10 protein-coding genes and 5 rRNA genes are annotated in these 22,811 nt (G+C 59.8%); all 15 read right to left on the bottom strand.

Features of this window, described 5'->3' with window-relative positions; genetic code table 11:
* Nucleotides 1–97: 97 nt before the first annotated feature.
* The 15 genes from OIT41_RS00510 to OIT41_RS00440 all read right to left on the bottom strand — a co-directional run bounded on the left by OIT41_RS00510 (nucleotide 98) and on the right by OIT41_RS00440 (nucleotide 22,809).
* Nucleotides 98–3,236, bottom strand: a 23S ribosomal RNA gene (locus OIT41_RS00510).
* A 583-nt stretch (nucleotides 3,237–3,819) separates the two neighbouring features.
* Nucleotides 3,820–5,341, bottom strand: a 16S ribosomal RNA gene (locus tag OIT41_RS00505).
* The 16S and 23S rRNA genes sit together here, the layout of an rRNA operon.
* A 550-nt stretch (nucleotides 5,342–5,891) precedes the next feature.
* Nucleotides 5,892–7,052, bottom strand: a complete 1,161-nt coding sequence (locus tag OIT41_RS00500; RefSeq protein WP_264637168.1) for an acyl-CoA dehydrogenase family protein — start codon at nucleotides 7,050–7,052, stop codon at nucleotides 5,892–5,894.
* On the bottom strand, nucleotides 7,053–8,249 hold the full coding sequence (locus OIT41_RS00495; protein ID WP_284764564.1) for a CaiB/BaiF CoA transferase family protein: 1,197 nt from the start codon (nucleotides 8,247–8,249) through the stop codon (nucleotides 7,053–7,055).
* An 85-nt stretch (nucleotides 8,250–8,334) separates the two neighbouring features.
* Entirely contained in the window at nucleotides 8,335–9,063 is a 729-nt protein-coding gene (locus OIT41_RS00490) for a GntR family transcriptional regulator (RefSeq protein ID WP_264637167.1), read from the bottom strand.
* 173 nt (nucleotides 9,064–9,236) lie between these two features.
* Nucleotides 9,237–10,529, bottom strand: coding sequence for an ISL3 family transposase (locus OIT41_RS00485; protein WP_264637166.1), 1,293 nt, complete (start codon nucleotides 10,527–10,529; stop codon nucleotides 9,237–9,239).
* A 195-nt stretch (nucleotides 10,530–10,724) separates the two neighbouring features.
* Nucleotides 10,725–10,841 (bottom strand): 5S ribosomal RNA (gene rrf / locus OIT41_RS00480).
* A gap of 169 nt (nucleotides 10,842–11,010) precedes the next feature.
* A 23S ribosomal RNA gene (locus OIT41_RS00475) occupies nucleotides 11,011–14,149 on the bottom strand.
* Nucleotides 14,150–14,732: 583 nt separating this feature from the next.
* A 16S ribosomal RNA gene (locus tag OIT41_RS00470) occupies nucleotides 14,733–16,254 on the bottom strand.
* 618 nt (nucleotides 16,255–16,872) lie between these two features.
* The gene (locus OIT41_RS00465) at nucleotides 16,873–18,321 is read right to left on the bottom strand and encodes a DHA2 family efflux MFS transporter permease subunit (protein WP_264637165.1); all 1,449 of its coding nucleotides are present in this window, start codon (nucleotides 18,319–18,321) and stop codon (nucleotides 16,873–16,875) included.
* Nucleotides 18,322–18,456: 135 nt separating this feature from the next.
* A complete protein-coding gene (panC, locus tag OIT41_RS00460; RefSeq protein WP_264637164.1) occupies nucleotides 18,457–19,359 on the bottom strand; it encodes a pantoate--beta-alanine ligase in 903 nt (300 codons plus the stop codon).
* A gap of 2 nt (nucleotides 19,360–19,361) precedes the next feature.
* The gene (locus OIT41_RS00455; RefSeq protein ID WP_264637163.1) at nucleotides 19,362–20,312 is read right to left on the bottom strand and encodes a Rossmann-like and DUF2520 domain-containing protein; all 951 of its coding nucleotides are present in this window, start codon (nucleotides 20,310–20,312) and stop codon (nucleotides 19,362–19,364) included.
* Entirely contained in the window at nucleotides 20,305–21,798 is a 1,494-nt protein-coding gene (locus tag OIT41_RS00450) for a PH domain-containing protein (protein ID WP_264637162.1), read from the bottom strand. The genes OIT41_RS00455 and OIT41_RS00450 overlap by 8 nt, the downstream gene beginning before the upstream one ends.
* Nucleotides 21,795–22,307, bottom strand: coding sequence for a PH domain-containing protein (locus OIT41_RS00445; protein WP_078106984.1), 513 nt, complete (start codon nucleotides 22,305–22,307; stop codon nucleotides 21,795–21,797). Before OIT41_RS00445 ends, OIT41_RS00450 begins: the two co-directional genes overlap by 4 nt.
* Entirely contained in the window at nucleotides 22,288–22,809 is a 522-nt protein-coding gene (locus OIT41_RS00440; RefSeq protein ID WP_078106985.1) for a DUF3180 domain-containing protein, read from the bottom strand. Before OIT41_RS00440 ends, OIT41_RS00445 begins: the two co-directional genes overlap by 20 nt.
* Nucleotides 22,810–22,811 lie beyond the last annotated feature (2 nt).

The following is a 22,811-nucleotide window of genomic DNA, read 5'->3' as shown; positions in this document are numbered from 1 at the left end:
CGGGGGAACGGTGGTGTTGTTATTCAGTTGTGGTTTGTTCCTGAACGGGTTGTTGTTCGGGAACCACATAGTGGACGCAAGCAGTGATCGTGTTTGTGTGGTGTAAGTTGTCGGCCTATTAGTACCGGTCAGCTTCAACAGTCTTTAGTCCTGTCTTCCACATCCGGCCTATCAACCCAGTGGTCTGGCTGGGGGCCTCTCACACACGAGGTGTATGGAAATCTCATCTTGAAGCGAGCTTCCCGCTTAGATGCTTTCAGCGGTTATCCCATCCGAACGTAGCTAATCAGCGGTGCACTTGGCAGTACAACTGACACACCAGAGGTTCGTCCGTCCCGGTCCTCTCGTACTAAGGACAGCCCTTCTCAAATTTCCTGCGCGCGCAGCGGATAGGGACCGAACTGTCTCACGACGTTCTAAACCCAGCTCGCGTACCGCTTTAATGGGCGAACAGCCCAACCCTTGGGACCTACTCCAGCCCCAGGATGCGACGAGCCGACATCGAGGTGCCAAACCATGCCGTCGATATGGACTCTTGGGCAAGATCAGCCTGTTATCCCCGAGGTACCTTTTATCCGTTGAGCGACGGCCATTCCACAATGTACCGCCGGATCACTAGTCCCGACTTTCGTCCCTGCTTGAGATGTCTCTCTCACAGTCAAGCTCCCTTGTGCACTTACACTCGACACCTGATTGCCAACCAGGCTGAGGGAACCTTTGGGCGCCTCCGTTACTTTTTAGGAGGCAACCGCCCCAGTTAAACTACCCATCAGGCACTGTCCCTGACCCGGATCACGGGCCGAAGTTAGATGTCCAAAGTGACCAGAGTGGTATTTCAACGATGACTCCACCCGAACTGGCGTCCGGGCTTCAACGTCTCCCACCTATCCTACACAAGCCACTCCGAACACCAATACCAAACTATAGTAAAGGTCTCGGGGTCTTTCCGTCCTGCTGCGCGTAACGAGCATCTTTACTCGTACTGCAATTTCGCCGAGTTTATGGTTGAGACAGCGGGGAAGTCGTTACTCCATTCGTGCAGGTCGGAACTTACCCGACAAGGAATTTCGCTACCTTAGGATGGTTATAGTTACCACCGCCGTTTACTGGGGCTTAAATTCTCAGCTTCGCCTTGCGGCTAACCGGTCCTCTTAACCTTCCAGCACCGGGCAGGAGTCAGTCCGTATACATCGTCTTGCGACTTCGCACGGACCTGTGTTTTTAGTAAACAGTCGCTTCCCCCTGGTCTCTGCGGCCCCGATCCCCTCCCACCAGCAAGTGGTGTTCAAGGTTGGGGCCCCCCTTCTCCCGAAGTTACGGGGGCATTTTGCCGAGTTCCTTAACCATAATTCTCTCGATCGCCTTGGTATTCTCTACCTGATCACCTGTGTCGGTTTGGGGTACGGGCGGCTAAGACCTCGCGCCGATGCTTTTCTAGGCAGCATAGGATCACCGGATCCCCCCATGACGGGGGTCCCATCAGATCTCAGGAACGTCATCAAAGACACAGCGACGGATTTGCCTATCGCTGACCCTACATCCTTAGACCGGGGCAACCATCGCCCGGCCCGGCTACCTTCCTGCGTCACACCTGTTAATACGCTTACCTCCCGGGATCAGGTCCCGCGCTCGGCCAAAACCCGCACACCACAAGGGTGATTGGGCAGGCTCCGGGCGGTTAGTATCCCCCGCTTGGCATGGGCGGTCCTTCGCCGGTACGGGAATATCAACCCGTTGTCCATCGACTACGCCTGTCGGCCTCGCCTTAGGTCCCGACTTACCCAGGGCAGATTAGCTTGACCCTGGAACCCTTGATCATTCGGCGGACGGGTTTCTCACCCGTCTTTCGCTACTCATGCCTGCATTCTCACTCGTGTAGGCTCCACCGCTGGTTTACACCGCGACTTCACCGCCCACACGACGCTCCCCTACCACTCCAGACGACTGAACCACGAAGGCTTGTCTACTATCTGAAATCCACAACTTCGGCGGTGTACTTGAGCCCCGCTACATTGTCGGCGCGGAATCACTTGACCAGTGAGCTATTACGCACTCTTTCAAGGATGGCTGCTTCTAAGCCAACCTCCTGGTTGTCTTCGCAACTCCACATCCTTTCCCACTTAGCACACGCTTAGGGGCCTTAGTTGGTGGTCTGGGCTGTTTCCCTCTCGACTATGAAGCTTATCCCCCACAGTCTCACTGCTGCGCTCTCACTTACCGGCATTCGGAGTTTGGCTGACGTCAGTAACCTTGTAGGGCCCATCGGCCATCCAGTAGCTCTACCTCCGGCAAGAAACACGCAACGCTGCACCTAAATGCATTTCGGGGAGAACCAGCTATCACGGAGTTTGATTGGCCTTTCACCCCTACCCACAGCTCATCCCCTCCATTTTCAACTGAAGTGGGTTCGGTCCTCCACGACGTCTTACCGTCGCTTCAACCTGGCCATGGGTAGATCACTCCGCTTCGGGTCTAGATCACGCCACTACACTCGCCCTGTTCAGACTCGCTTTCGCTACGGCTACCCCACACGGGTTAACCTCGCGACGTAACACTAACTCGCAGGCTCATTCTTCAAAAGGCACGCCGTCACCAGAATCAGACTGGCTCCGACGGATTGTAAGCACACGGTTTCAGGTACTGTTTCACTCCCCTCCCGGGGTACTTTTCACCTTTCCCTCACGGTACTGGTCCGCTATCGGTCATTAGGAAGTATTTAGGCTTATCAGGTGGTCCTGACAGATTCACACGGGATTTCTCGGGCCCCGTGCTACTTGGGATCCTCTCCAGGCGGCACACAACATTACGGTTACGGGGCTAACACCCTCTCCGGCCGGCCTTTCAAGACCGTTCACCTATGTCCATGCTCTCACCCCACCGGTCCGGCAGAACCAGTACGGAAAGTCCCACAACCCCGCCCATGCAACGCCCGCCGGCTATCACACATGGAACGGTTTAGCCTCATCCGCGTTCGCTCGCCACTACTAACGGAATCACTCTTGTTTTCTCTTCCTGCGGGTACTGAGATGTTTCACTTCCCCGCGTTCCCCCCACGCACCCTATGTGTTCAGATGCGGGTCACCAGATAACCTCACAGCCTCTGGCGGGGTTTCCCCATTCGGACATCCTGGGATCACCGTTCGGTTATCAACTCCCCCAGGCTTATCGCAGATTCCTACGTCCTTCTTCGGCTCCTAATGCCAAGGCATCCACCGTGTGCCCTTAAAAACTTGACCACACAAGATCAAAAAACTTCTCGAGAGAACCACGGAAACCGCCACATGCAAAAGCACGAACGGATCCAGGTTCAAAAAAAGAAATTGCTGTAAGACACACACACACCACCACCCCCCAAAAGAAGCAATGACCATGCGCGTGCCTAGATGCTCGCGTCCACTATGTAGTTCTCAAACAACAACCCCGTACCACACCCCCGCACACCAACCACCCCCCGCCACAAAAGACGAAGAACAACCGGACACGCACAGGACATGCAACCAGGAAACCAGAAACACACAAACCCGGCACAAGGAAACCACGCAACCCGAACAGGCCACGCACCCCCCACAACCGGCCCTGTTGCCTCAGGACCCAACAGTGTGCCAAACACGAAAACCAGCCCATCCCCGCCCGCACCGTTCCAGAACACCCAAAGAGCATCCGTACTAAACACAGGAAAAAACAAACCGGCCGCTATCTGCTGATATTCCACCCATGAGCACCCACCGCAGAACAGACGCCTGCGCAATGGGCTTTGCTTCCACACACCCCCGGACCATCCATGCAGACAGACCCAGAGGCGAAAATGGTGCTCCTTAGAAAGGAGGTGATCCAGCCGCACCTTCCGGTACGGCTACCTTGTTACGACTTAGTCCCAATCGCCGGTCCCACCTTCGACGGCTCCCCCCACAAGGGTTAGGCCACCGGCTTCGGGTGTTACCAACTTTCGTGACTTGACGGGCGGTGTGTACAAGGCCCGGGAACGTATTCACCGCAGCGTTGCTGATCTGCGATTACTAGCGACTCCGACTTCATGGGGTCGAGTTGCAGACCCCAATCCGAACTGAGACCGGCTTTTTGGGATTAGCTCCACCTCACAGTATCGCAACCCTTTGTACCGGCCATTGTAGCATGCGTGAAGCCCAAGACATAAGGGGCATGATGATTTGACGTCGTCCCCACCTTCCTCCGAGTTGACCCCGGCAGTCTCCTATGAGTCCCCGGCCGAACCGCTGGCAACATAGAACGAGGGTTGCGCTCGTTGCGGGACTTAACCCAACATCTCACGACACGAGCTGACGACAACCATGCACCACCTGTAAACCGACCGCAAGCGGGGCACCTGTTTCCAGGCGTTACCGGTTCATGTCAAGCCTTGGTAAGGTTCTTCGCGTTGCATCGAATTAATCCGCATGCTCCGCCGCTTGTGCGGGCCCCCGTCAATTCCTTTGAGTTTTAGCCTTGCGGCCGTACTCCCCAGGCGGGGCACTTAATGCGTTAGCTACGGCGCGGAAAACGTGGAATGTCCCCCACACCTAGTGCCCAACGTTTACGGCATGGACTACCAGGGTATCTAATCCTGTTCGCTCCCCATGCTTTCGCTCCTCAGCGTCAGTTAATGCCCAGAGACCTGCCTTCGCCATCGGTGTTCCTCCTGATATCTGCGCATTTCACCGCTACACCAGGAATTCCAGTCTCCCCTACATCACTCTAGTCTGCCCGTACCCACTGCAGAACCGGAGTTGAGCCCCGGTCTTTCACAGCAGACGCGACAAACCGCCTACGAGCTCTTTACGCCCAATAATTCCGGATAACGCTTGCGCCCTACGTATTACCGCGGCTGCTGGCACGTAGTTAGCCGGCGCTTCTTCTGCAGGTACCGTCACTTTCGCTTCTTCCCTACTGAAAGAGGTTTACAACCCGAAGGCCGTCATCCCTCACGCGGCGTCGCTGCATCAGGCTTGCGCCCATTGTGCAATATTCCCCACTGCTGCCTCCCGTAGGAGTCTGGGCCGTGTCTCAGTCCCAGTGTGGCCGGTCACCCTCTCAGGCCGGCTACCCGTCGTCGCCTTGGTAGGCCATTACCCCACCAACAAGCTGATAGGCCGCGAGTCCATCCAAAACCGCAAAAGCTTTCCACCACCACCGCATGCGCGGAATGGTCATATCCGGTATTAGACCCAGTTTCCCAGGCTTATCCCAGAGTCAAGGGCAGGTTACTCACGTGTTACTCACCCGTTCGCCACTAATCCCCCCAGCAAGCTGGAGATCATCGTTCGACTTGCATGTGTTAAGCACGCCGCCAGCGTTCATCCTGAGCCAGGATCAAACTCTCCGTTGAAGTAAAACAAAAACAGACACAACCACAACCACCGGAAATAACGGCAGAACGGCTGCACAAAATTTGAAACCAGCTGAAAACCAGACCCCACCCACAGGGGCGGACAAGGCCCGGCAAAATCAACCAATCCATAAAAACAAATCGGTATCAACAAACTTGGCACACTATTGAGTTCTCAAACAACAGACACACCCGGCACCACCCACACCCACAAGGGTCCAAGATCGCTCCGGAGCAACTTCCCAAACTTACCCGAACTGCCACTACTTATCAAATCGGTATTTCAACCAGATTCAAGGTGATAATTCGAATTTCCCTCGAATTGCGGCACGCAAAGCACCAGCCGTTTTAGACTCAATTCGAAGGGTTTGGCCACCCGTGGTTCCCAGCTCTAGGCTGTCTCCCTCGCGGCGACTTAGAAGACATTACACGGCTTCCGCACCCCGCGCAAATCCAGCGTTGAGGCGGCCAACTCAAGTTGGCCGCCAGGACCTGATGGGGTCGCCCGGCGGCGTCGACGACGGAACGCGGGCTCCGCCGTCGGGCCCGCCTAACGGAAGGCTGCGATACCAGTCAGCCTGCTACCCAAGATCAGGGTATGGACTTCGTCGGTGCCCTCATAGGTGCGGACGGATTCCAAGTTGTTGGCATGCCGCAAGGGTGAGTGATCCAGAGTGATTCCGTTACCGCCAAGGATGGTCCTCGCTTCCCGCGCAATTTTGATGGCCTCGCGGCAACTGTTCAGTTTGCCCACCGAAATTTGGTCCGGTTGCAAGGTGCCGGCGTCCTTCATGCGCCCGAGGTGCAAAGCCAGGAGGAATCCCTTGTTGATCTCCAGAGCCATATCAACCAACTTCTGCTGGGTCAGCTGGTAACCAGCCAGTGGTTTCCCGAACTGCAGACGTTCCTTGGAGTACTCGAGGGCGGCTTGGAACGCGTCGCGCGCAGCGCCCATGGCGCCCCAGATGATTCCGTAGCGGGCCTCGTTCAGGCAAGAGAACGGGCCCTTGAGTCCGACGACATTCGGCAGGACCGCACTCCCGGGTAGGCGCACATGGGACAATTCAATGTCGCACTGGATTGAGGCTCGCATGGAGAGCTTCGGCTCGATCGGTGTCGCCGTGAACCCAGCGGTATTGGTTGGGACAACAAAGCCGCGGATACCGCCGTCGGTCCGGGCCCAGATGATGGCCACTTTGGCCACCGACGCAAGGCCGATCCAGCGTTTTGATCCGTTGAGGATCCAGTCGCCGCCGTCACGGTGCGCAAAAGTAGTCATGCCGCCCGGATCCGACCCCGCCGTGGGTTCCGTCAGCCCGAAACAGCCGATCGCTTCCCCCGCGGCCATCGCCGGCAGCCATTCGGCTTTCTGCTCATCCGAGCCATGCTTATGGATGGCGCTCATCGCCAACGAGCCTTGCACCGAGACGAAAGTGCGCAACCCGGAATCGCCGGCCTCGAGTTCCGCTCCGGCCAGGCCGTACTCGACGGCGGATCGTCCGGCGCAGCCGAAGCCTTTCAGGTGCATGCCGAGCAGGCCCATTTTGCCCAGTTCGGGAACAAGTTCCAGCGGGAAAACGGCCTTTTCGAACCAACCTGCGATGTGTGGCTTGATTTCGGTATCCACAAACGCGCGCACCGAATCGCGCAGTGCACGTTCATCCGTGCTGAGGAGGGAATCGAAGTCAATCAGATCGCTGATATCGGACATTTATGCGCCTTTCTCGGCGGTGTCCGGGGATCGGACAGCGAAGGTGAACCCCTGGTGCTCTCCAAGGGCCGGGGGAACTTGCCGATAGCTTGGTGCCGCCGCGGACAACCGGATCGGGTTGGTCAACTGCCGGGACTTCCGGCCAGTAGCGGGATCGGTGACAACGACTGACGGCTCCAGCCCGAGGCTCTCAGCGAGTTTGAAAGCCTCGCCGACGCTGTTGACCGTGCCCGCAGGAACACCTGCGGCGAGCAGTTTCCGTTGCCAACTCGCTGCGGTGTCAGCGCCGAGCACAGCCTCAATCGCAATCCGAAGCTCCTCGCGCGATGCTACTCGGCGTTCATTAGTGAGGAACCTCGCTTGCTGGTGCAGAGCCCCAAGTCCCAGAACCGATGCAAGCGCCGCAAATTGCCGATCGTTTCCGACCGCGACGGCGAGCGTGCCGCCTCCGGTGCGGAACGTCTCATATGGGGCGATGCTCGGGTGCGCATTACCACGCCTGGTAGGCGAATCACCCGTCGCCAAACTGGCCGTGCCTTGGTTCGTCAAGGCTGCCAGGAGCGATGAGAGGAGGCTGACCTGCACCTCCTGACCAACCCCCGTAGCATCGCGCACCCGCAGGGCCATCAGGATTCCTGCTACGGCATTCTGTCCCGCGAGGACGTCAACCAGGGCAACCCCGACCTTGCTGGGTTCCCCTTCCGGGTGGCCGGTGATACTCATCAGACCGCCAAGCGCCTGCACGAGCAGGTCATAGCCGGGCAGATCCGCGCCTGCGCCAGCCCCGAAGCCCGAGATTGAACAATAGACGATATCCGGCCGGCCCTCGGAGACCGTCCGATAATCCAGCCCGAATTTCGCCATGACGCCAGGCCGGAAATTTTCGATCACGACGTCGCAGCCGGCCACGAGCGCACGGGCATAGTCCAACCCATCATCGGACTTGAGGTCGGCGACCACCGATTTCTTGTTCCGGTTGACGCTGGAAAAATATGTACCAATCCCGTCGGCGTCAACTGGCGGGGTCCACGCTCGGGTATCGTCGCCACCAGGACCCTCGATCTTGATGACTTCGGCACCGTAGTCGGCCAACATCATGGAGCAAAGCGGGCCGGCTAGAACCCGTGAGAAGTCTGCGATCCGTATACCAGCCAAGGGCTGCGGCAAGCCGTTCGGACTACCCTGTGTGGATGCCACGACGCATCTCCCTCGATAGTTGTATGTTGCATGCAACTGTAGGAGATCGCACGCAGCGTGTAAACAATTCTTGGGAGTATTGGAGTCAAGTGCGGAGTTTAGTCAGCTGATCCAGCTTCGCCAGATACGCATCGGAGGACAGTCCAGGCTTCTTCGCGCAGACGCCTGAAATGAGAAGCCTCGCAGTGCGGGTGACATGCTCGCGAACGGCAGCGGACGCAGCCAGGGGATCCTGTCGTTCCAATGCGTCGAGAATGCCTCGACGGTCATCCGCCAAGTCCTGGCTGCTTCGGATTGAAGGGATGGTCACCAACCCTTGTGCGAGAACCAGATTGCGGAGCTCGCCATCCAGTGCCGTTAGCCGCGGATTCCCCGCCAAGCCCATGAGAAACAAGTGGAATTCCTTGTCCGCCTGCAGGGTGCCGGGACCATCATCGGCGGCTGCTGCATCCAGGATGCGTCCGTGCAGCTCACGGAAATGCGCGAGATCATGCTTGGTGGCCATCTCGGCTGCCCTGGCCGCTGCCGGAGGCTCAAGAAGAATTCGGATCTGGAAGATCTGAACAATTTCATCAAGTGAAATCTGCAATACCCGGACACCGCGGTTCTTCTCGATCCGGACAATGCCCTCCTTCTCAAGCAACTGCAACGCCTCTCGAACCGGCGTCCTGGAGACTCCGAGTCTCTCGGCTAGTCCAATCGCCGAATAGTGCTCCCCTGGCGTCATCTCGCCGGACGTGATCGCCGCCCGGAGCATATCCGTGACCTGCGCTGTGAGCGACACCCCGGGAGTAACCTGTTGCATGCTACTCATCCTGACATTGTACGGCTCAGTATGAACCTGAATCCCGGAGGTTCATTAGTGAGCGTGCGTTTGGGAATTCCGGCGCATGGGTGAGCGGGGGTTGGTGGAAAACGGGCGTATATGTGAGCCCGCGTTTGGGGGCTCTTCACGGTTCGTGGGGAAATAGATCCCTGGGATGAGCGTCATGCCGCCGTCCGGGCGGCACTTCTCAAGAGAATAACTGATTTGTAGTTGGCGGGGTTGCGATAGCCACGGGCGGTGCGCTTGATATTTTTTATGGCGGTGTTGTTGGCCTCTACCTTGCCTGTGGTGGCGCCGGTAATGATCAAGACCTCGATCTCTTTCCACCACCTGCAGACGGTGCGGTAGAGCCTGTTCGTCTCCGGCCGTGCCGCCTTCTTCACCAGTTCCTCAAGGTCGTTCTTCGCCGCCGTGGCGTCCTCCAGGGAGCCGGTGCGCAGCAAGACCCGCAGCTGTTCCTTGACCTTCCAGACCGCCTGCAGGGTGCCGGTCGGATCGTCGGCGGCGAACACTTCCTCCAGCCGGTGGGCTGCCTTCTGGGTGAGGGTGTCGCCGGCGCGCAGGAGAAGCATCCGGTGCGCCCAGGCCTTGTCCACGGCCCTTCCCCGGCGGCCCTTGACCTGTTGGGAGAGGTTCTGCCGTGTCTCGGTGACGGCCTGGTTGGCCAGGGAGACCAGGTGGAAGTGATCCACGGCGACCGCGGTCCGGGGAAGCCACATCCGCAGCGCCTTGCGGAAGGCCGCGGAAGGGTCGATCGCGACGACCTGCACGGCCAGACGCCATGCCAGGGGCCGGGCGAAGAGCCATTCCCCGACGCCCTTGTGGTCCCGGCCGTCCACGACGCCCAGGACCTGGCCGGTGTCCAGGTCCACGATGGTTGTCATCCACGGCTCGAACCGCGTCCAGGCCTTGGATTCGGGGTCCTGGAAATAGCGCACGGACCGGAAACGGTGCTCATCGATGCCCAGCATTCTCGGGCTCAGCCGGTCCACATCAGGAAGGGTCAGGAAGCAGGCTTCGTTGAGCGCGACACGGACCATCCACCAGGACACCGCGAACGCGGCGGCAGTCTCCGAAACGGCCCGACCCGAACGGATGACCGCCTCCACGAGCTGGTCCCGGAGCCGGCCGGTGGAGCGGGCACGCCGCGGCACCTGGGGCGTGGATTCAAAGAACGAGAGCCGCTCGCACGCGGGTTCCTCGCAGTACCAGCGGTACTTGGACCAGAGGACCTCCACGGGTCCGGCGACGGGAATGTCCCGGATCCGCTGGAAGCGGCGTTCCTTCCGCCGTGACGCAACCACCCCGCACGTGGGGCAGCCCGGTGGCTGGTCGGTTTCGACAATGACTCTGCGGCCGCCATCGGGGCTCAGGCTGGTGGAGATGACGCGGTAGCCGGGCAGGTTGAAGATGCTGGTGGCAGCGTCAGCTGCGACCCCGGTAGGCTCGTTCAAGGCTCGTGGTCCTGTTCCAGGTTGAATGCTTAGACACACTCATCCCAGCAGGGCCACGGGCCCCCTTGTCTTCAACGACACGAACTCATTTCCCCACCAACCACGAAGAGCCCGTTTGGGGGTGTTGGTGGTGTTTGTTTTTTTAAGTGGGTCAGGCCCCGACAGTGTGTGTCGGGGCCTGGCCTGTGAATGGTTGTCCGGCGGTGTCCTACTCTCCCACACCCTCCCGGGTGCAGTACCATCGGCGCTGTGGGTCTTAGCTTCCGGGTTCGGAATGGGACCGGGCGTTTCCCCCACGCTATGACCGCCGTAACCCTGTTACCCGGTCCCCGCACGGGGTGCGGGGCGGGAAGATTGTGGTTACAACAGGTGTTCCCTTTTTTTCGGGGGAACGGTGGTGTTGTTATTCAGTTGTGGTTTGTTCCTGAACGGGTTGTTGTTCGGGAACCACATAGTGGACGCAAGCAGTGATCGTGTTTGTGTGGTGTAAGTTGTCGGCCTATTAGTACCGGTCAGCTTCAACAGTCTTTAGTCCTGTCTTCCACATCCGGCCTATCAACCCAGTGGTCTGGCTGGGGGCCTCTCACACACGAGGTGTATGGAAATCTCATCTTGAAGCGAGCTTCCCGCTTAGATGCTTTCAGCGGTTATCCCATCCGAACGTAGCTAATCAGCGGTGCACTTGGCAGTACAACTGACACACCAGAGGTTCGTCCGTCCCGGTCCTCTCGTACTAAGGACAGCCCTTCTCAAATTTCCTGCGCGCGCAGCGGATAGGGACCGAACTGTCTCACGACGTTCTAAACCCAGCTCGCGTACCGCTTTAATGGGCGAACAGCCCAACCCTTGGGACCTACTCCAGCCCCAGGATGCGACGAGCCGACATCGAGGTGCCAAACCATGCCGTCGATATGGACTCTTGGGCAAGATCAGCCTGTTATCCCCGAGGTACCTTTTATCCGTTGAGCGACGGCCATTCCACAATGTACCGCCGGATCACTAGTCCCGACTTTCGTCCCTGCTTGAGATGTCTCTCTCACAGTCAAGCTCCCTTGTGCACTTACACTCGACACCTGATTGCCAACCAGGCTGAGGGAACCTTTGGGCGCCTCCGTTACTTTTTAGGAGGCAACCGCCCCAGTTAAACTACCCATCAGGCACTGTCCCTGACCCGGATCACGGGCCGAAGTTAGATGTCCAAAGTGACCAGAGTGGTATTTCAACGATGACTCCACCCGAACTGGCGTCCGGGCTTCAACGTCTCCCACCTATCCTACACAAGCCACTCCGAACACCAATACCAAACTATAGTAAAGGTCTCGGGGTCTTTCCGTCCTGCTGCGCGTAACGAGCATCTTTACTCGTACTGCAATTTCGCCGAGTTTATGGTTGAGACAGCGGGGAAGTCGTTACTCCATTCGTGCAGGTCGGAACTTACCCGACAAGGAATTTCGCTACCTTAGGATGGTTATAGTTACCACCGCCGTTTACTGGGGCTTAAATTCTCAGCTTCGCCTTGCGGCTAACCGGTCCTCTTAACCTTCCAGCACCGGGCAGGAGTCAGTCCGTATACATCGTCTTGCGACTTCGCACGGACCTGTGTTTTTAGTAAACAGTCGCTTCCCCCTGGTCTCTGCGGCCCCGATCCCCTCCCACCAGCAAGTGGTGTTCAAGGTTGGGGCCCCCCTTCTCCCGAAGTTACGGGGGCATTTTGCCGAGTTCCTTAACCATAATTCTCTCGATCGCCTTGGTATTCTCTACCTGATCACCTGTGTCGGTTTGGGGTACGGGCGGCTAAGACCTCGCGCCGATGCTTTTCTAGGCAGCATAGGATCACCGGATCCCCCCATGACGGGGGTCCCATCAGATCTCAGGAACGTCATCAAAGACACAGCGACGGATTTGCCTATCGCTGACCCTACATCCTTAGACCGGGGCAACCATCGCCCGGCCCGGCTACCTTCCTGCGTCACACCTGTTAATACGCTTACCTCCCGGGATCAGGTCCCGCGCTCGGCCAAAACCCGCACACCACAAGGGTGATTGGGCAGGCTCCGGGCGGTTAGTATCCCCCGCTTGGCATGGGCGGTCCTTCGCCGGTACGGGAATATCAACCCGTTGTCCATCGACTACGCCTGTCGGCCTCGCCTTAGGTCCCGACTTACCCAGGGCAGATTAGCTTGACCCTGGAACCCTTGATCATTCGGCGGACGGGTTTCTCACCCGTCTTTCGCTACTCATGCCTGCATTCTCACTCGTGTAGGCTCCACCGCTGGTTTACACCGCGACTTCACCGCCCACACGACGCTCCCCTACCACTCCAGACGACTGAACCACGAAGGCTTGTCTACTATCTGAAATCCACAACTTCGGCGGTGTACTTGAGCCCCGCTACATTGTCGGCGCGGAATCACTTGACCAGTGAGCTATTACGCACTCTTTCAAGGATGGCTGCTTCTAAGCCAACCTCCTGGTTGTCTTCGCAACTCCACATCCTTTCCCACTTAGCACACGCTTAGGGGCCTTAGTTGGTGGTCTGGGCTGTTTCCCTCTCGACTATGAAGCTTATCCCCCACAGTCTCACTGCTGCGCTCTCACTTACCGGCATTCGGAGTTTGGCTGACGTCAGTAACCTTGTAGGGCCCATCGGCCATCCAGTAGCTCTACCTCCGGCAAGAAACACGCAACGCTGCACCTAAATGCATTTCGGGGAGAACCAGCTATCACGGAGTTTGATTGGCCTTTCACCCCTACCCACAGCTCATCCCCTCCATTTTCAACTGAAGTGGGTTCGGTCCTCCACGACGTCTTACCGTCGCTTCAACCTGGCCATGGGTAGATCACTCCGCTTCGGGTCTAGATCACGCCACTACACTCGCCCTGTTCAGACTCGCTTTCGCTACGGCTACCCCACACGGGTTAACCTCGCGACGTAACACTAACTCGCAGGCTCATTCTTCAAAAGGCACGCCGTCACCAGAATCAGACTGGCTCCGACGGATTGTAAGCACACGGTTTCAGGTACTGTTTCACTCCCCTCCCGGGGTACTTTTCACCTTTCCCTCACGGTACTGGTCCGCTATCGGTCATTAGGAAGTATTTAGGCTTATCAGGTGGTCCTGACAGATTCACACGGGATTTCTCGGGCCCCGTGCTACTTGGGATCCTCTCCAGGCGGCACACAACATTACGGTTACGGGGCTAACACCCTCTCCGGCCGGCCTTTCAAGACCGTTCACCTATGTCCATGCTCTCACCCCACCGGTCCGGCAGAACCAGTACGGAAAGTCCCACAACCCCGCCCATGCAACGCCCGCCGGCTATCACACATGGAACGGTTTAGCCTCATCCGCGTTCGCTCGCCACTACTAACGGAATCACTCTTGTTTTCTCTTCCTGCGGGTACTGAGATGTTTCACTTCCCCGCGTTCCCCCCACGCACCCTATGTGTTCAGATGCGGGTCACCAGATAACCTCACAGCCTCTGGCGGGGTTTCCCCATTCGGACATCCTGGGATCACCGTTCGGTTATCAACTCCCCCAGGCTTATCGCAGATTCCTACGTCCTTCTTCGGCTCCTAATGCCAAGGCATCCACCGTGTGCCCTTAAAAACTTGACCACACAAGATCAAAAAACTTCTCGAGAGAACCACGGAAACCGCCACATGCAAAAGCACGAACGGATCCAGGTTCAAAAAAAGAAATTGCTGTAAGACACACACACACCACCACCCCCCAAAAGAAGCAATGACCATGCGCGTGCCTAGATGCTCGCGTCCACTATGTAGTTCTCAAACAACAACCCCGTACCACACCCCCGCACACCAACCACCCCCCGCCACAAAAGACGAAGAACAACCGGACACGCACAGGACATGCAACCAGGAAACCAGAAACACACAAACCCGGCACAAGGAAACCACGCAACCCGAACAGGCCACGCACCCCCCACAACCGGCCCTGTTGCCTCAGGACCCAACAGTGTGCCAAACACGAAAACCAGCCCATCCCCGCCCGCACCGTTCCAGAACACCCAAAGAGCATCCGTACTAAACACAGGAAAAAACAAACCGGCCGCTATCTGCTGATATTCCACCCATGAGCACCCACCGCAGAACAGACGCCTGCGCAATGGGCTTTGCTTCCACACACCCCCGGACCATCCATGCAGACAGACCCAGAGGCGAAAATGGTGCTCCTTAGAAAGGAGGTGATCCAGCCGCACCTTCCGGTACGGCTACCTTGTTACGACTTAGTCCCAATCGCCGGTCCCACCTTCGACGGCTCCCCCCACAAGGGTTAGGCCACCGGCTTCGGGTGTTACCAACTTTCGTGACTTGACGGGCGGTGTGTACAAGGCCCGGGAACGTATTCACCGCAGCGTTGCTGATCTGCGATTACTAGCGACTCCGACTTCATGGGGTCGAGTTGCAGACCCCAATCCGAACTGAGACCGGCTTTTTGGGATTAGCTCCACCTCACAGTATCGCAACCCTTTGTACCGGCCATTGTAGCATGCGTGAAGCCCAAGACATAAGGGGCATGATGATTTGACGTCGTCCCCACCTTCCTCCGAGTTGACCCCGGCAGTCTCCTATGAGTCCCCGGCCGAACCGCTGGCAACATAGAACGAGGGTTGCGCTCGTTGCGGGACTTAACCCAACATCTCACGACACGAGCTGACGACAACCATGCACCACCTGTAAACCGACCGCAAGCGGGGCACCTGTTTCCAGGCGTTACCGGTTCATGTCAAGCCTTGGTAAGGTTCTTCGCGTTGCATCGAATTAATCCGCATGCTCCGCCGCTTGTGCGGGCCCCCGTCAATTCCTTTGAGTTTTAGCCTTGCGGCCGTACTCCCCAGGCGGGGCACTTAATGCGTTAGCTACGGCGCGGAAAACGTGGAATGTCCCCCACACCTAGTGCCCAACGTTTACGGCATGGACTACCAGGGTATCTAATCCTGTTCGCTCCCCATGCTTTCGCTCCTCAGCGTCAGTTAATGCCCAGAGACCTGCCTTCGCCATCGGTGTTCCTCCTGATATCTGCGCATTTCACCGCTACACCAGGAATTCCAGTCTCCCCTACATCACTCTAGTCTGCCCGTACCCACTGCAGAACCGGAGTTGAGCCCCGGTCTTTCACAGCAGACGCGACAAACCGCCTACGAGCTCTTTACGCCCAATAATTCCGGATAACGCTTGCGCCCTACGTATTACCGCGGCTGCTGGCACGTAGTTAGCCGGCGCTTCTTCTGCAGGTACCGTCACTTTCGCTTCTTCCCTACTGAAAGAGGTTTACAACCCGAAGGCCGTCATCCCTCACGCGGCGTCGCTGCATCAGGCTTGCGCCCATTGTGCAATATTCCCCACTGCTGCCTCCCGTAGGAGTCTGGGCCGTGTCTCAGTCCCAGTGTGGCCGGTCACCCTCTCAGGCCGGCTACCCGTCGTCGCCTTGGTAGGCCATTACCCCACCAACAAGCTGATAGGCCGCGAGTCCATCCAAAACCGCAAAAGCTTTCCACCACCACCGCATGCGCGGAATGGTCATATCCGGTATTAGACCCAGTTTCCCAGGCTTATCCCAGAGTCAAGGGCAGGTTACTCACGTGTTACTCACCCGTTCGCCACTAATCCCCCCAGCAAGCTGGAGATCATCGTTCGACTTGCATGTGTTAAGCACGCCGCCAGCGTTCATCCTGAGCCAGGATCAAACTCTCCGTTGAAGTAAAACAAAAACAGACACAACCACAACCACCGGAAATAACGGCAGAACGGCTGCACAAAATTTGAAACCAGCTGAAAACCAGACCCCACCCACAGGGGCGGACAAGGCCCGGCAAAATCAACCAATCCATAAAAACAAATCGGTATCAACAAACTTGGCACACTATTGAGTTCTCAAACAACAGACACACCCGGCACCACCCACACCCACAAGGGTCCAAGATCGCTCCGGAGCAACTTCCCAAACTTACCAGACACGCTCCCCCGGCACAACTCCCGAAACCAGGAACCACACCGGACAAAACACCATCCGCGACCCCCGGAAACCACACCCGAACGCAACAAAGCGAACCAGTAAAATGGTTTCCAATTGGAAGGGGGTCCGTCGCAATTTTTCCGCATCAGCGGCGGCGACTCGATCTACTCTACACACCCCCAAGACCCGAGGCAAATCACCCCTGCATCGTCATCCCACATTTCAAAACCCGCTACAACACGCGGAATTCGGCCCCAAACACCACCCGAAGGAACGCCGTCCCGGGCGTAATCCGCAAACATGCCGTGCATCACAATCAACCCGCCGCACAAGCAGGCAAGCAGGCAAGCGAGCAAGCGGCCTAGTGCCCGGCGGCTCCCTCGGTCTTGCGCATCATGGTGGACAGCACGACGGCAACCACCGCAATCAAGGTGGCGGTCAGGAACGCTGCCTGCATCCCGGCAACAAAGCCGGACGCAGCCGAGACCACGGCGAAGATCGAAACCAGGAGTGCGGTCCCTGCGGCTCCCGCCACCTGCTGCAGGGTGCTCATGATTGCCGAGCCGTGCGAATAGAGGTGGGGCGGGAGCGGGTTGAGGCCAGTAGTGAACGCCGGGGTGAACAGCAAAGCCAAGGCCAGGCTAAGTACTGCGTAAAGGACCACGACCCACCACAGGGGGCTGCTCGCGGTGAGCATCGAGAACTGCCACAGCGTGAGTACCAACAGGATGGATCCTGTCACAGTCAGTGGGAGCGGTCCGATCTTGTCGAACAACCTACCGACCACCGGACCGAGCAGGCCCATCGCCAAGCCGCCCGGAAGAAGCGCCAGGCCGGTCTCCATCGGCTGCAGGTGGAGGACGTTCTGCAGGTAGAGCGGCAGCAGGATCACTCCGCCGAACAGGGCCATCATGGCAACCACCATGAGCAGCACCGAGACCGTGAACATGCGGAAGTTGAATGCCCTGAGGTCCAGGAGGGGCGCGTCGGACTTCTGCAACTTGAGCTGGCGGAAGACGAACGCCACCATGCACAGCACTCCGGTCACGAGCGCAGCGATCGGCAAGGCAGTCGCCCCGGCGTGGCCGCCGATCTGGCTCAGTCCATAGACCAATCCGCCGAAAGCAGGAACGGTCAGGACCACCGAGACGAAGTCAAGCCTCACACTGCCACGCTCGCCCACGTTCGTCAGGAACTTGGCACCGATGCCCATGGCCAACAGGGCCACCGGCAGTACGAAGACGAACATGAACCGCCAGGAGAAATGGTCAAGGATGATCCCGGAAACCGTGGGGCCCAAGGCGGGCGCAACCGAAATCGCAATGGTCACGTTGCCCATCACCGCGCCGCGGCGGGACAAGGGCACCAAGGTCAAGATGGTTGTCATGAGGAGCGGGAGCATGATTGCCGTGCCGCCGGCTTGGACGATGCGTGCCAACAAGAGCACCCCAAACCCAGGGGCTAGAGCCGCGAGCAGGGTGCCGCTGCTGAACAGTCCGATGGCCAAGAGGAACGCAGCCCGAGTGGTGAGCCTCTGGAGGATGAAGCCGGTGGTGGGTATGACCACGGCCATGGTCAGCATGAATCCGGTGGAGAGCCACTGGACCGTGGGCGCGTCGACGTTGAGGTCCGTCATGAGCCGCTGCAGGGCGACGTTCATGATGGTCTCGTTGAGGATCACCACGAAGGTAGCCACAAGGAGCGTGACAATGACGGTGACAGACTCGCGCGACATCCTGTCCCTGGCGTGCTGTGTCCCCGTTTCCGGTGCGGGGCTGCCGGACCCGTCTGATGTGACGTCGGTAGACATGAGGATTCCTCAGCTGTGGGTGCGGTGGTGTCCGGCGCTCGGCACCGGTGAAGATTGCAACAGTCTAAGCCTCAACCGCACTCCCGTCAGCAGCTTAATCCAAACGTTTGCGCAGAGTCATCCGGATGTTAAGTGTCAGGAACTCAGCGGCACGTTGTCGATCAACCGTACGGGCCCGACCTGCGCCGCAATGATCGCAAGCCCTTCACCCCGGAACGGAGTTTCCTTGCAGTTTTCCGCGAGCGGTTCCAGCGTGCGGGGATCGACGACGTCGAAATAGTCCAGCTTCACGAGGGGCTGCGATTCGACGAGCGCGACGGCGGTGTCCAGCTCGAGCGGCTCGTTCGCCAGGGCGTGGGACTCGAGAAGGCGGAGGGCACGGGACAGCGCCAAGGCCGCTTCCCGCTCTTCTTCGGAAAGGAAGCGGTTCCGGCTGGAAAGCGCCAGCCCTTCCGCATTGCGCACGGTAGGCACGGCCACGATGTCCACCGGGAAGCTGAGATCTGCCACCATCCGCTTCACCAGGGCCAACTGCTGGGCATCCTTCTGGCCGAAGTACGCGCGGTACGCGGCAGCACCGCCGTCGGCGGCTGGACCGCCAGGCAGACCGTAGTGGAGCAGTTTGGCGACCACTGTGAGGGCGCCGTCGAAGTGGCCGGGGCGCGAGGCTCCCTCCCATTTCTCGCCCAGGGGTCCCGAGGTCACCCGGACCAGCGGCTCCCCGCCGGGGTAGACCTCATCCACGGAAGGGGCGAAGACGAGGTCCACGCCCTCGGCGTCAAGGAGCGCCATATCGGCATCAAGCGTGCGCGGGTAGCGTTCAAGGTCCGCGGCCTCGCCGAACTGCAGGGGGTTGACGAAGATGGAGGCCACCACCACGTCGTTCTGCTCGACGGCGGTGCGGGCCAGTGCTGCGTGACCTGTGTGCAGCGCACCCATCGTGGGGACGAGGCCTTGCGAGCTGCCGCGCTTTTCAGCGAGCAACCGCGCACTTTCGGCCCGCAGTTCCGCTGCGGTGGTGACGAGTTTGATGGCCATGGTCAGTTTCCTTCCTGCGTCCCGGCAGCGTCGTTGCCTGGACGGTCTTCACCGTTGTCCGGCGCACCTGGGCCGTCCAAGGCGTTGTTGATGTCGCCAAGCTGACCCTCTTTGAGCAGTCCGCGATTGGCAGCCCGGCGGGCAGTGGCCCGCGCCATGGCCCGGTAAGCAGCGAGCACGTCGCCGCCCGCACCGCCGTCGTACTCCTTGAGGGCCTCCGCATGGGCGGCGACAGTCCCCACATCCCCGCGGGCCACGGGCCCGGTCAACGCGGATTCGCCTGAGGCCAGCGCGTTCTCCAAGGTGGCGCGGAGCAGCGGGCCGAGCATGCGTTCCGGCGCGTCGACGCCGATGTCCCGAAGCAGCTGGGATGACTGGGCCACGAGGGTGACCAGGTGGTTCGAGCTGTGCGCGAGGGCTGCGTGGTAGAGCGTGCGGTCAGCCTCGGCGATGGCCACTGGTTCGGCGCCCATCTCCACCACGAGGGCTTGGGCGATGGGCAACATCGCGGCGTCGGCGGTGACCCCGAAGGTGCAGTCCATGAGCCGGGTGAGGTCCAGGCTCATGCCCGTGAACGTCATGGCCGGGTGGAGGGCGAGCGGAATGGCACCTGCAGCGCGGACCGGCTTCAGTATTCCGACGCCGAAGCGGCCGGAAGTGTGCGCCACGAGTTGTCCGGGCTGCCATGCTCCAAGCTTGGCCAGTCCGGCCACGAGTTCACCGAGGGCGTCGTCCGGGACGGCCAGGAGCACCAACTCGGACCGCTCCACGATTTCCTGGATTTCAAGGATCGGGACCCCCGGCAGCAGGGTCTCCGCCCGCTCCCGGCTCGCCTCTGACACGGCGGAAACCCCGACGACGGCGTGCTCGGCCCCGCGCAGGGCCGCACCCAAGACGGCACCCACCTTGCCGGCGCCGATGATTCCTACGCCGAGTCGTCCTGGCCTAGCCATGGTCTGGTTCCTCCTGGGTCGATGCGTGCTGGATGGCATGCGTGCTTGGCGGGGCCGGCAGCGCCGTGGGCGGCAGTTGCGCCAGCCATTGTTCGCTGCTCTGCAGTCTGCGGGCTTTCCGGGCCCGGGCGGCCTGCTCGTCGAATACGCCGACCGCCTCCTCTGTGGCTGCCTGGACGAGCCGGGGCGCCACAGGCCCTGGAGTCGTATGCAGCACAAGGTCGGCCACGCCGAAGAGCCGGGCCAGGGGACCTTGGTGGAGGGCGATGGACTGGGTTCGTTGATGCGGGACCACCACCAGCCTCCGCCACAAACGGCCGGAGCGCAGCAACAGGGCGGTCTCCGTTGACAGGAAGCCGTTGCGTCGCCAGCCCAACGGGGAAAGAATCCAGGCACGCCTGGGTGTGGTGACAAATCCTGCCTCGGAGTCCAGGCCGGTCAGCCCGGCCGTGAAGACGCGCTCAGGGTCTGCGGTACCGGGATCGGGCAGGACGAGCGAGAGCATCATCATCACCTCGGACTTCCGCCCGACTGGAAGCAACATGGTGCGGTGCTCCCCTTCGCTACGGCGATGTTCGCCGTAGCCGGCAACGTTCACGTGGATCCGGTACCAGCCGAGAATGCGCCACAACGGCGGCTGCGTGACCTTGAGGGCCTGGATGCGGCCGGGAGGCACGGTCTGGGCCCGGGTGTCCAGGAGTCCGTAGCGCAGGCGGATGCCGTCCGGGGATATTGCCGCGGTGAAGTTGTAGCCCGTGTTGAACGAACGCCAGTAGGCGGTACCCAAGCCGAGGATTGCTGGAATCAAGTAGAGGATGAAGGCCCGGGACTCGGTCAATACTGACAGCAGCACCGACGCGATGGCGCTGAGCACAATGAAGAAGCTCTGCTCGCTCAGGATCAGCGAGCCGACAAGCCTTCCAGGCGGAAGGTAGAGCACCACCTGTTCGGGTGCCTCGGGCACCTCGACTGTTTCGCTCCCGTCAGCAATGCCGGCAGCCCGGCCCAGGATAGTGGCGCGGAGCTGTTTGGCCTGCGCGAGCCTGAGGTAGGAAAGCCGCACGGCCGAATGGCCCGCGTCGGCCACCTCGAACTTCAGCTCCGCGAGCCCGAAAATGCGGGCGAGCAGCGGCTGCACGATGTCGATGGCCTGAACGCGGTCAAGCCGTGCCTGGCGCTGCTGCTTGAAAAGGAAACCGGTATTGACCCGGACGTAACCCCCGGCGAGCTGATAACGGGTGAAATACCAGCTGAGAAGGAACGAGCCCAAAGCCAGCAACAGCACGACGCCGCCCCCGGCCAGGAGCCAGAGCGTGCGTTCATTGAAGTTGTCCCCAATGGTCCCGCGGCCTTGGAGGGCTCGCTCGAAGGTATCGCGGCCGAAAAAATAGACGATCGCCGCCAGCGCCACCCATCCGCGCACGAAAGGCGACGCCGGGTGCACGCGGTGCCAATCGCCGTCGACGACGGTCTGTTCCTGGGTCACAGCCCGGCCAGCCTCGCTTCGCCTCGGGCCGAGAGCTGCTCGCGCAGCCGTGCGCCTTCAGCAGCGGGAAGTCCGGGCAAGTGGGCGTTGGTTCCAGTGGAAGCGGTGTGGAGTTTGAGGGTGCACAGTCCCAAGAGCCGCTCGACTGGCCCAACCGCGACATCGACGTACTGCATCCGGCCGTAGGGAACCACCATGGTCCGCTGGAAGAAGATACCGCGGCGGATCAGGAGGTCGTCGTCGCGTTCCGCATAGCCGATGGCCTTCACTTGCCGCGGGATCAACACGAGCCGCCACAGGGCGAGCAACAAAAGGGCCGCTGGAACGGCGACGGCGAGCCACAGCGGCGGCCACCTCCACCACCCCAGTTCCACGAAAAGCAAGGGCAGGCTGAACAGGCCGACCATGACCAGGTTGCCGATGGCCCACTCGACGAGCCGCACCGTCACGTATTTCGGCGAAACGCGCAACCACTGGATCCCGGGAGGATCAATCGCCACGGTACGCATATTCGCCTTCGCCCTTGGCCTCGCGATGTCGTGAATCCCTGATGCCGGGCCCGCCTTCCAGGTCCTCGGGCGGGATCCGGCAGAACCGCTCCACGACGAGCCCCACTATGGTCATGATGAGCCCTCCGCCGCCCATGATGAGCGCGAGCCAGAAGATTCCCTGGTCGCTGCGGAGGCTCCAGAGCCGGAGCTGCTCAATCACAATTCCCACGTGCCAGCCGAGCAGCACGGTGCCCGCATAGGCGCAGGCCTGGGCCAGGATCAGGGTTCGCGCGGCCAGGATGGGGTTGAGCATGGTCTTCTTCTTGCCGTTGCGCCAGCGCAGGACACGGATGCCCATGATCAACGTCAGCACGGCAATGACACCCATGGTCACCAACGCGGAAGGAGGAAGCACCGGCGTCGCCATGCTGTAGCGCGTGGTGAGCACGGTAGCCAGCCAGCCAATTGCGGCGAGAACGACGGCGATGATCGCCAACAAGAGCGGACGCATGGCCTTCATGG

It is taken from the genome of Arthrobacter sp. YA7-1, assembly GCF_025960325.1.
Lineage (GTDB): Bacteria > Actinomycetota > Actinomycetes > Actinomycetales > Micrococcaceae > Arthrobacter > Arthrobacter bambusae_A.
This window is presented reverse-complemented; position numbering and strand designations above follow the sequence as displayed.